This is a genomic window from Rhodococcoides kyotonense, assembly GCF_900188125.1.
GTDB classification, from domain to species: domain Bacteria; phylum Actinomycetota; class Actinomycetes; order Mycobacteriales; family Mycobacteriaceae; genus Rhodococcoides; species Rhodococcoides kyotonense.
The window spans coordinates 92793-103696 of sequence record NZ_FZOW01000018.1 but is presented as its reverse complement, the minus strand read 5'-3'; the positions used below and the strand labels follow the sequence as shown (position 1 = coordinate 103696).

At 64.8% G+C, this 10904-nt stretch carries 11 protein-coding genes; 3 read left to right on the top strand and 8 right to left on the bottom strand.

Features of this window, described 5'->3' with window-relative positions:
- The first annotated feature begins 165 nt into the window (after positions 1 to 165).
- Positions 166 to 957, top strand: a complete 792-nt coding sequence (gene thiD / locus CHB96_RS24325; RefSeq protein WP_089251147.1) for a bifunctional hydroxymethylpyrimidine kinase/phosphomethylpyrimidine kinase — start codon at positions 166 to 168, stop codon at positions 955 to 957.
- Positions 958 to 982: 25 nt separating this feature from the next.
- Here the strand turns inward: thiD and CHB96_RS24320 are convergent, their stop codons facing one another.
- Genes CHB96_RS24320 through CHB96_RS24290 form a run of 7 tightly spaced genes read right to left on the bottom strand, consistent with a single transcriptional unit; the run spans position 983 to position 7832 of the window.
- On the bottom strand, positions 983 to 1441 hold the full coding sequence (locus CHB96_RS24320) for a MarR family winged helix-turn-helix transcriptional regulator (RefSeq protein WP_089251145.1): 459 nt from the start codon (positions 1439 to 1441) through the stop codon (positions 983 to 985).
- Position 1442: 1 nt separating this feature from the next.
- Positions 1443 to 1748, bottom strand: coding sequence for a WhiB family transcriptional regulator (locus tag CHB96_RS24315; RefSeq protein WP_089251143.1), 306 nt, complete (start codon positions 1746 to 1748; stop codon positions 1443 to 1445).
- A 49-nt stretch (positions 1749 to 1797) separates the two neighbouring features.
- A complete protein-coding gene (locus CHB96_RS24310; RefSeq protein WP_089251141.1) occupies positions 1798 to 2610 on the bottom strand; it encodes an HpcH/HpaI aldolase/citrate lyase family protein in 813 nt (270 codons plus the stop codon).
- Positions 2607 to 3047, bottom strand: coding sequence for a MaoC family dehydratase (locus tag CHB96_RS24305; protein WP_089251181.1), 441 nt, complete (start codon positions 3045 to 3047; stop codon positions 2607 to 2609). The genes CHB96_RS24310 and CHB96_RS24305 overlap by 4 nt, the downstream gene beginning before the upstream one ends.
- A 41-nt stretch (positions 3048 to 3088) precedes the next feature.
- Positions 3089 to 4255 (bottom strand): acyl-CoA dehydrogenase family protein, encoded by a 1167-nt coding sequence (locus CHB96_RS24300; RefSeq protein WP_089251139.1) that lies wholly within the window; start codon positions 4253 to 4255, stop codon positions 3089 to 3091.
- Positions 4252 to 6246 carry an acetyl-CoA carboxylase biotin carboxylase subunit gene (locus tag CHB96_RS24295; RefSeq protein ID WP_089251137.1) on the bottom strand — a complete coding sequence of 665 codons (1995 nt, stop codon included), beginning with the start codon at positions 6244 to 6246 and terminating at the stop codon, positions 4252 to 4254. Before CHB96_RS24295 ends, CHB96_RS24300 begins: the two co-directional genes overlap by 4 nt.
- Positions 6247 to 6254: 8 nt before the next feature.
- Positions 6255 to 7832, bottom strand: coding sequence for a carboxyl transferase domain-containing protein (locus tag CHB96_RS24290; RefSeq protein WP_089251135.1), 1578 nt, complete (start codon positions 7830 to 7832; stop codon positions 6255 to 6257).
- 141 nt (positions 7833 to 7973) lie between these two features.
- On the opposite strand from CHB96_RS24290, the gene CHB96_RS24285 reads away from it, so the two are divergent.
- Positions 7974 to 8582, top strand: a complete 609-nt coding sequence (locus CHB96_RS24285) for an SACE_7040 family transcriptional regulator (RefSeq protein ID WP_089251179.1) — start codon at positions 7974 to 7976, stop codon at positions 8580 to 8582.
- Positions 8583 to 8684: 102 nt separating this feature from the next.
- On the top strand, positions 8685 to 9563 hold the full coding sequence (dapA, locus tag CHB96_RS24280) for a 4-hydroxy-tetrahydrodipicolinate synthase (RefSeq protein WP_089251133.1): 879 nt from the start codon (positions 8685 to 8687) through the stop codon (positions 9561 to 9563).
- 4 nt (positions 9564 to 9567) lie between these two features.
- On the opposite strand, the gene CHB96_RS24275 is transcribed toward dapA, so the two are convergent.
- Positions 9568 to 10884 carry an NAD(P)/FAD-dependent oxidoreductase gene (locus CHB96_RS24275; RefSeq protein ID WP_089251131.1) on the bottom strand — a complete coding sequence of 439 codons (1317 nt, stop codon included), beginning with the start codon at positions 10882 to 10884 and terminating at the stop codon, positions 9568 to 9570.
- Positions 10885 to 10904 lie beyond the last annotated feature (20 nt).

The window sequence follows — 10904 nt, the reverse complement described above, 5'->3', positions numbered from 1 at the left end:
CATTCGCTGCCTCAAACGAGCCGTCGCCCGCGAAATGTTTCAGCTCCTGACCCGAAAAATCACTACTTGACAGTCATAGGAGCATCACGAGGGCGGAGCCCCATCATCGCCGAAAGCCCGCCCTTGACATACTGACGAGAACATCGCAGTAGAGGAGCGGAACGAATGTCGACACTGTCGTACGTCATTGCTGGCTCGGAGGCCACCGGTGGAGCTGGTCTTCAGGCGGATCTGAAGACCTTCGAACGCCTCGGGGTCTACGGCGTCGGGACGATCACCTGCATCGTGTCGTTCGACCCGAAAGCGGAGTGGGGGCATCGGTTCGTTCCGATCACCGGATCGGTCATCGCGGATCAGATCGAGGCCGCGACGCAGGCGCATGACCTGGACGTCGTCAAGATCGGCATGCTCGGAACACCGGAGACGGTGTCGACGGTTGCAGAGTCACTGAAGAAGCAGAGCTGGCGTCACGTCGTCGTCGATCCCGTTCTGATCTGCAAGGGACAGGAACCGGGCGCCGCGCTGGACACCGACAACGCGCTGCGCAGTGAGATCCTGCCGTTGGCGACCGTCGTCACACCGAACCTGTTCGAGGCGCAGACGCTGTCCGGGATGGACGCGATCGTGACCGTCGACGATCTGGCCGAGGCTGCGCGCCGCATCGCCGACCTCGGGCCGAAGTACGTCGTCGTGAAGGGTGGTGCGGGGCTGCCCGGCGACGAGGCCGTCGACGTGCTGTTCGACGGTACCGAGGTGACCGTCCTGCGCGCACCGAAGATCGGCGACGAACGAGTGTCGGGCGCCGGATGCATCTTCGCTGCCGCCATCACCGCCGAGTTGGCGAAGGGTGCGTCGGTGGGTGACGCCGTGCAGACCGCGAAAGACTTCGCTCACGCAGGCATCGTCGGGCGCGTCACGACGAACGCCCCGTTCGCGGCGGTCGGCTGGCAGGGCTGATCTTCCTCTCCGACAACAGCTTCCGCTATCGGCGGCTCCGCAGGCCACGGTCGAGTTCGCGTAACTGATCGACCATGGCTGCGGGGTCGTCGAGGGCAAGGAAGTCGAACCCGCATCCGTCGAGTGCTCGTCGGGCGCGGTCGTGCACCGAACGCCCGGATTCCGTTGGCTCGACGACGAATTCGTCGCTCCGCGCGGCGCCGAGAGTGCGTGTGACGTAGCCGGAATCGACGAGACCGGCGACGATGCTGCGCACGCTCGTGCGGTGCCGGTCCAGGTGGTGGGCGAGTGCCCGGTACGTCTTCGGGCCGTCCGTGCAGACGAGGTCGAGGACTTCGAAGCCTGCCCAGCTGACGCGGTATCGCACCAGAATCTCGTCGAGTCTGGTGCGTACGGTGCCGGCGACGCGGATGAGCGTCGCTGCGATGTCGAGCTCGACGGCGCCTCGGGTCTGCGTCGTGGTCGCGAGGTCGTGGCTGTACACGTCAGCCCCTGGCACTGATCGTCATCGGACGACGCGTCAGGCGAGGCAGCCGGGTCCTTCGTCGTTCGGATGGGGTCAGCCCGCCCCAGATGCCGTGTTGCTCCCGGTTCAACAGCGCGTGTCGAAGGCATTCCTTCGACACCGGGCACCGAAGGCACACACTCTTTGCATCTGCGATCGATGCGGCGCTGTACTCGTCTCCGGTCGGGAAGAACAAGTCTCCGCCGGACTCTCTGCACGCAGCACTTTCGGGCCACGACAGGAGAGCTCGGTCGAGGGGCTGAACACTGGTCACAAGACCGAGCATAGATCGTCGGTCTTCCTAATGCTGGAAGCCCAAGTAGTTGTGAAAAATTTCACGCATTCCGGATGCGGGCGACGATCCGGTGGGCCTGCTGGATCACCGGCGCATCGACCATTCGACCCTCGAACGTGAAGACACCCCGGTTGCTCTCGACGGCCTCGAGCAGGCGTTGTGCCCAGTCGACCTCCTCCGGACTCGGTGCGTACGCGTCGCGAATCACCGGCACCTGACTCGGATGAATCGCGACCTTGCCGTCGAAACCGACGGCGACCGCATCGTCCGACTCCTCGCGAAGTCCGTCCAGATCCGGGATGTCGAGAAAAACGGAGTCGAGCGCGAACAGGCCACGAGCCTTGGCCGCGAGCAGAGTGTGCGAGCGCACGTGTCGTGCGACGTCGCGGTATCGACCGTCGGCGAACCTGCTGGAATTGCCGCCCAACGCCGCGACGAGATCCTCGGCGCCCCACATCGCACCGACCGCGTTGTCGGCCGTCACTGCATCGGCGACGTTCACCACGCCGAGCGGCGATTCCACAAGCACTACGACATCCCGGGGCGCCAAGGACGCCACTTGCTCCGCGGATTCGCACTTCGGCAACATGACCACCCGGTAAGGGGTGTCGTTCAGCGCATCGAGATCCGCCGACCAGTCCCGACTCCCGTGGGCATTGACACGCACGACGGTTCGCTCCGGATCGAGGGGAGTGGCGACGAGTGCCTGCCGTGCGGCGTCCTTGTCCGACGGCGCGACGGCATCCTCCAGATCGAGAATCACGACGTCCGCTCGCGCTGCGGCCTTGAAGTATCGTTCCGGTCGGTCGGCGGGGCAGAACAGCCACGCCGGGCCGGGCGGTGTCCAGGTCACGACGGCTCCTCCGTAGGGCGCAGGTGTATCAACGTCTTTCGGACGGCAATGGCGACGACGTCGCCGTGCTGATTGCGGCCGGTGTGCGTGAAGGTCACGATGCCTTCACCGGGACGGGACTTGGATTCGCGTTTGTCGGAGATCAGTGTCTCGGCATACAGAGTGTCGCCATGGAACAGAGGCTTCGGAAACGTCACCTCGGAAAATCCGAGATTCGCGACGATGGTTCCCTGCGTCAACTGTGCCACCGACAGGCCCACCAGGGTCGACACGGTGAACATCGAATTGACCAGGCGTTCACCGAAGCTCGTCGTCGCAGCGAAGGCTGCGTCGAGATGCAAGGCCTGGGTGTTCATGGTCTGCGTGGTGAACAGCGTGTTGTCGGCCTCGGTGATGGTCCGGCCGGGACGGTGCTCGTAGACGGTGCCGAGCTCCATCTCCTCGAACCACAACCCTCGCTGACGAATTCGATTGTCGCTCACAGTCCCAACCCTCGCGCGATCAGCATCAGCTGGACCTCGGTAGTGCCTTCGCCGATCTCGAGAATCTTGCTGTCGCGGTAGTGCCGCGCCACCGTGTATTCGTTCATGAACCCGTATCCGCCATGGATCTGTGTGGCATCACGTGCATTGTCCATCGCGGCTTCGCTTGCCACGAGCTTGGCTATCGACGCCGCCTTCTTGAACGGCTTGCCTGCCAACATCAGAGCTGCCGCGTCGTAGTAAGCGGTACGGGCAGTGTGCGCGCGGGCCTCCATCCGCGCGATCTTGAACGAGATGGCCTGGTTGTTCGCGATCGGCTGGCCGAACGCTTCACGTTCCTTCGCGTACTTGACGCTCTCGTCGACGCATCCTTGCGCCGCACCGACCGACACCGCGGCGATCGCGATGCGGCCCTCGTCGAGAATGTGCAGGAAGTTCGCGTAGCCACGGCCCTCCGCGCCCAGCAAGTTCTCTTGCGGCACCCGAACGTCGGTGAAGCTCAACGGATGTGTGTCCGACGCGTTCCACCCGACCTTGTTGTACGCGGGCTCGGCCACGAAACCTGGAGTGTTCGTCGGCACCAGGATCGACGAGATCTGCTTGCGGCCGGTTGCGTCGTCCACCCCGGTCACGGCGGTGACGGTGACCAGTTCGGTGATCGACGTTCCTGAGTTGGTGATGAACTGCTTGCTTCCGTTGATGATCCAGTCGCCACCGTCACGCTTGGCCGTGGTCTTCGTGCCACCTGCGTCGCTTCCCGCGCCCGGCTCCGTGAGGCCGAACGCGGCAAGCGCTTGTCCGCTGGTCAGTTTCGGAAGCCACTCCTGCTTCTGCGCGTCGTTGCCGAACCGATAGACCGGCATCGCACCGAGGGACACGCCCGCTTCGAGCGTCATCGCGACACTCTGATCGACCTTGCCGAGTTCTTCGAGGGCCAGGCACAGCGCGAAGTAGTCACCGCCCATGCCGCCGAACTCCTCGGGGAACGGCAGCCCGAACAGGCCCATGTCGGCCATGCCCTGCACGACCTCGTACGGAAAGCTGTGCTCCGCATCGTGTTTCGCGGCCACGGGTGCGACGACCGTGCGCGCGAAATCGGCAACCGACTTCGCCAGCTGCTGGTACTCGTCGGGCAGATTGCCCGACGACAGGTAATCGGTCATGACTGATCCTCTTCTTCGGTGGGGACTACACGAGCCAAGAGCTGGTCGACTCGAACTTGATCGCCGACGGACACCACCAGTTCCACTGTGCCGTCGATCGGTGTGGTCAGCGTGTGTTCCATCTTCATCGCCTCGACCACGACGACGGCACTACCTGCAGTGACCGTGTCGCCGCTCGACGCGGCGACGGCGATGATCGAACCGGGCATGGGACTGAGGATTTCGGCGTCGCCGGAGTGCGCGTCTGCTTCTCGGACGCTCGGTTCGTCGACCGGGTGGAACGCCCACGTCCCCTCCGGGCCGGCGATCCACGTCGCCGTCGCGGTGTGCGCGAACCGCATCGCGTCTCGACGACCGTCGAGCACGATGGTGACCGTGTCCGCGGCCGTCTCCGCCGTCAGGGCCAGGGGCGGCTGGTCGTCGAGGGTGACCTTCGCCGACGTCGGCGTCCCCGTGATCGCCACGTGCACCGAACGGTCACCGACCTTGAAGCGGGCCGTGTACGGGGCGTGCGCGCCGACCCGCCAACCGCCGGGCGTGGACCAGATGTCGTCGCCGCTGCTGTCCCACGTCGCCAGCCACGACACCGATGCTGCTGCGACGAGCGCGGTATCCGTCGCGCCTTCCGCGACGAAGTCCTCGACTCGACGGTCCAACAGACCGGTATCCAGAATGCCGGCGCGAACATCGATGTCGGCCAACAGGAATCGTGCGAACTCGATGTTGGTGACCACGCCGAGAACAGCGGTGTCGGACAATGCGCGGTCGAGCGTGCGCAGGGCAGCGGCTCGATCTGTGCCGTAACCGATGACCTTGGACAGCATCGGGTCGTAGTTGCTGCCGACCACGGTGCCGATCTGCAGTCCGGAGTCGACGCGGATGCCGTCGCCGCTCGGTTCACTCAGCCCGACGACGGTGCCGCCGGTCGGAAGGAAGCCGCGCGCAGGATCCTCGGCGTAGACGCGGGCCTCGATGGCGTGACCGGTGAGCGTGATGTCGTCCTGAGACAGTGTCAGGCGTTCTCCTGCCGCGATCCTGACCTGCCATTCGACGAGATCGAGGCCGGTGACCAGTTCGGTGACAGGGTGCTCGACCTGGAGTCGAGTGTTCATCTCCATGAAGAAGAACTCGTCGGGGCTGTCGGCGGAGACGATGAACTCGACTGTCCCGGCGCCCGAATAGTCCACACTGCGTGCGGTGTTGCACGCGGCCTCGCCGATACGCGCGCGTGCCTCGGCGTCGAGCAGCGGTGACGGGGCCTCCTCGATGACTTTCTGGTGCCGACGCTGCAGGCTGCATTCGCGCTCGCCCAGGTGGACGACGTTGCCGTGCTTGTCGGCGAGGATCTGTACTTCGATGTGCCTGGGCCGCAACACGAATCGCTCCAGGAACAGCGTGTCGTCGCCGAACGAGGACGATGCCTCGCGACGCGCACTCGCAAGTGCCGCGGGCAGGTCCTCTCGTCGTTCGACGAGGCGCATTCCTTTTCCGCCGCCGCCGGCAGACGGTTTCACCAGAACAGGGAATCCGACGTCGTCGGCACCGGCGATCAGATCGGCATCGGTGAGGCCGGGCCGTGAAATACCGGGGACGACGGGCACGCCGAATTCGCCGACGGCGGCCTTTGCGGTGATCTTGTCGCCCATCACTTCGATCGCTCGTGCGGACGGTCCGAGGAAGGCGATGCCCGCGGCGTCGCATGCTGCTGCGAATTCGGCGTTCTCGGACAAGAATCCGTACCCGGGATGGATGCCTTGCGCGCCGGTGCGACGCGCGGCATCGATCACCTTGGGGATCGAGAGGTAACTGTCACGTGCGGTCGCAGGTCCGATGCGCACCGCCGTGTCCGCTTCGGTGACGTGGCGAGCATGGGCGTCGGCGTCGCTGTAGACGGCGACGGATCGAATTCCCATGCGGCGCAGGGTTCGCACGACTCGAACTGCGATTTCGCCGCGGTTGGCGACGAGGACGGTATCGATAGGTGTTGTCATTGGTCTGCTCACATCCTGAAGACGCCGTAGGAAACCGGTTCGAGTGGCGCATTGGCGCACGCCGACAGTGCCAGTCCGAGAACGGTTCTCGTGTCGGCAGGGTCGATGATTCCGTCGTCCCACAACCGGGCCGTCGAATAGTAGGGGTTGCCCTGTGTCTCGTATTGTTCACGGATCGGCGCCTTGAACGATTCCTGGTCGTCGTCCGACCACGGTGTGCCCGCTGCATCGAGTTGTTCGGCGCGGACGGTGGCGAGGACCGACGCGGCCTGCTCGCCGCCCATGACGGAGATGCGCGCATTGGGCCACATGAACAGAAATCTCGGGGAGTAGGCGCGCCCACACATCGAATAGTTGCCCGCGCCGTAGGAACCGCCGATCACGATCGTGATCTTGGGGACACGAGCGCAGGCAACCGCGGTGACCATCTTCGCGCCGTGCTTGGCGATGCCACCCGCCTCGTAGTCGCGCCCGACCATGAAGCCGGAGATGTTCTGCAGAAACACGAGCGGGATGCTGCGCTTGTCGCACAGCTCGATGAAATGCGCTCCCTTCATGGCGGATTCGGCGAACAGCACACCGTTGTTGGCGATGATCCCGACGGGGTGGCCGTGAACATGCGCGAATCCGGTGACGAGGGTCTTGCCGTATTCGGCTTTGAACTCGTCGAATTCGCCGGCATCGACGACACGCGTGATGACTTCCCGGACGTCGTACGGGGTTCTGGAGTCGGTGGGGACGACGTCGTACAGTTCTGTCTGGTCGGCGATCGGCTCCCGCGTCGACACGACATCCCACGGCCTCGGCGTGCGCGGCCCGAGAGTGGAGACGATCTTCCGGACGCGGCGTAAGGCATCGCGGTCGTCGTCGGCGAGATGGTCGGTGACGCCGGAGGTCTTCGAATGCAAGTCGCCGCCGCCGAGTTCCTCTGCGGTGACGACCTCGCCGGTCGCTGCCTTCACCAGTGGGGGCCCGCCGAGGAAGATGGTGCCCTGATTGCGGACGATGACGGCCTCGTCGCTCATCGCAGGAACGTACGCGCCGCCCGCGGTGCACGACCCCATGACCGCGGCGATCTGAGCAATTCCCTTGGCGCTCAACGTCGCCTGGTTGTAGAAGATGCGGCCGAAGTGATCCCGGTCGGGGAACACCTCGTCCTGTCGGGGGAGGAATGCGCCTCCGGAGTCGACGAGGTAGATGCACGGCAGGTTGTTCTGCAGCGCGATCTCTTGCGCCCGAAGGTGTTTCTTCACCGTCATCGGGTAGTAGGTGCCGCCCTTGACTGTCGCGTCGTTGGCGACGACGACGCATTCGCGTCCCGAGACGCGGCCGATTCCAGCGATCATCCCTGCGCCGGGGCATTCGTCGTCGTACAGGCCGTTGGCGGCGAGGGGTGCGATCTCGAGGAACGGGCTACCGGGATCGAGGAGCTCGTCGACGCGGTCCCGGGGAAGCAGTTTGCCGCGGGCCACGTGGCGCTCGCGCGACTTCTCGCTCCCGCCCAGCGCGGCGAGGGCGAGCCGCTCGGCGAGCTGGGAAGTCAGCAGATCATGTTCTGCCCTGTTGGCAGCGGTGTCGATAGCCATGTGATGCGCGCCTTCGGTGTGGTCTGTCGGAACAACCGATTTCAGTTAACTGTAAGTAACTGATTGCGATAGTAAACTACGATTAACTGAGATGTCCAGAGTTCGATCGACCCGGCGCGGTGGAAAGGCGAGAACATGACGATGCAGTCCACCCACAGGCTCGAGGAGAAACCGGCGACACTCCGCGACCAGAAGAAGGCCGAACGCAGGCAGCAACTGCTGCAGGCCGCTGCTTCACTGTTCGCGGAGCGCGGCTTCTCGTCGGTGCGTCTCGAAGATCTGGGCGCTGCGGTGGGCATCAGCGGCCCGGCGGTCTACCGGCATTTCTCCGGAAAGGAAGCAGTGCTCGTCGAACTGCTCGTCGGGATCTCGGAATATCTGCTCGACGGTGGACGCAGGGTCGTCGAGGAGGGTGCATCGGGGGCGGACACGACGTCGGATCTGATCGATTTTCATCTGGACTTCGCGTTCGAATCGCCCGCGTTGATCCGCATTCAAGATCGAGATCTCGAGAGCCTGCCCGACGCCTCTCGCCGGAGCGTGCGTCGCATGCAGCGCGAGTATGTGGAGTTGTGGGTGTCGGCGTTGTGCGACGCCGACACCGGACTCGGAGAATCGGACGCACGAACCAAGGCGCACGCGGTGTTCGGGTTGATCAACTCGACGCCCTACAGCGCAGGGAAGGCCCCGTCCAGACATGCTCGACTGTTGTTGCGTGACATGGTGTTCGGTGCCCTGCGGTTGAACTGACCGTGTCGAGTCGGTGGCGGTGCCGTGACGGTGGAAGCGCGGCGCGTCGGGTGTCGTCTACGATTCGGGACGAACTCTCGACCCGAGGAAGGCAGCCCCACCGTGATCACCGGAAGCATCGTTGCGATCGTCACGCCCATGAACGACAGCGGCGACGTCGACTACCCGTCGCTGGATTCCCTGCTCGAGCGACAGATCAGCGGCGGCACCTCGGCCATCGTGTCGGTGGGCACGTCGGGCGAATCGTCGACTCTGTCCGTGACCGAGCACACGAACGTCATCAAGCGGACCATCGACGTCGTGGCAGGCCGTATTCCGGTCATCGCTGGAACCGGCGCCAATTCGACCGTCGAGGCGATTCACCTGACGGAGTCGGCGCGGGCCGCAGGAGCCGACGGCGCCCTGCTCGTCACGCCGTACTACATCAAGCCTCCCCAGGAGGGCCTGTACCGGCACTTCAAGGCCATCGGTGAGGCCGTCGATCTGCCGCAGTACCTGTACAACGTGCCGTCACGCACCGGCTGCGACATGCTGCCCTCGACGGTGGCGCGGCTGGCGGAGCTGCCGAACATCGTCGGGATCAAGGAAGCGACGGGCGACCTGGACCGTGTCCGTGATCTCGTCGCGCTCGAACTGCCGGACTTCGGTCTCTACTCGGGCGACGACGGCACAGCACGTGCCAGCATGCTCGCCGGATTCCACGGCAACATCTCGGTCACGGCGAACGTCGCACCGGACGCCATGGCGAAGATGTGCGCCGCCGCCCTGGCGGGCGACGCCGACACCGCGTCGGAGATCGACGCAATCCTTGCGGGCCTGCACAGCGCTCTGTTCGCCGAGCCCAACCCTATTCCGGTCAAGTGGGCGTTGGCCGAAATGGGACTGATGCCCGGCGGAATCAGACTTCCTCTCGTCGAGCTCGACGAATGGCACCACGCCGACGTTCGTGCCGCGCTCCGTAACGCGGGACTGCTGGACTGACGGCTCAGCTGTACGGTTTGCGTGCAGTTTCCGGGTCACCGAATGTGATGGCCCGTTCGCGTCGCGAATTGGTCGCGAGTGTGGCCGCCCAGTTGACCAGTGTGCCCACGCGATTCCTGGCTCCCGACAGGAACGCGATGTGGATGAACCCCCACGACAACCATCCGAGGAAACCGGACATCCTCAGCGGCCCGGCCTGCACGAGCGCATGCCCGCGTGCGATGTAGGCCGCGCTGCCGAGGTCGCGGTACGTGAACGGCGCGCGGGCGCGACCCGGATGTTCGAGCGCAGTGGCGATGACCGATCCGACGTGACGGCCACCCTGCATCGCGACCTCGGCGACGCCGGGTAGGTCGTTCGACGACGCCATGTCGCCGACGACCCACACGTTCGGATGCCCCGGGACCGACAGGTCCGGTCCGACCGTGATGCGGCCGGATCGGTCCTGATCGACGCCGAGGCTCTTCGCGAGCGTCCGCGCGAACGGTACGGCTTCGACGCCGGCTGTCCACAGGACCGTGTGCGTGTCGTAGCGCTCGACCGTCTTGGGTTCGGCCTTGGTCGTGGTCTCCACATCGGTCGCGGTGACGTCGGTGACGTGAACTCCCAGATGCGTTTCGACGCCGACGATGTCGAGAGTCTTCTGGGCGCGCGCAGAGAGCTTGCGGTCGAACGACGGCAGCACCCGATCGTCGCCGTGGAACAGCAGCACGCGTGCTTCGCCCGGATCGATGGATCGGAACTCGTGGGTGAGCGCACGTGTCGCGAGTTCCCTTATCTGCCCGGCCAATTCGACTCCCGTTGGTCCGCCTCCGGCCACCGCGAACGTCAACCACGGGCGGCGTTCCTCCACGGTCGGCAACGACTCGGCCATCTCGAACGCCGAGATCAACTTGCGCCTTATGGTCAGAGCGTCGTCGAGAGTCTTCATCCCGGGCGCGTGTTGGATGTATTCGTCGTGCCCGTGATACGCCTGCCGCATTCCGGCAGCCACGACGAGGAAGTCGTACTTCAATTCGTATGTCGATCCATCGAATCGGCTGGCCGTGACGATGCGGTTCTCGGCATCGATGTCGGCTGCCTCACCGAGTGCGACGTGCGCATTGTCCTGATGCCGCAACAGATGTCGCAGCGGACTCGCAATCGATCCTTCCGACACAAGGCCCGTCGCGCACTGGTAGAGCAACGGTTGGAACACGTGGCTCGTTCCCCGTTCCAGCACGGTGACGGCCACATCGCTGTGGCGCAGTCGTCGTGCGGCATACAGCCCACCGAAGCCTCCACCGATGATCAGGACGTGGGGCCTGCCGGGTGCGGTCATGAACTGATCCCTTCGTTGCG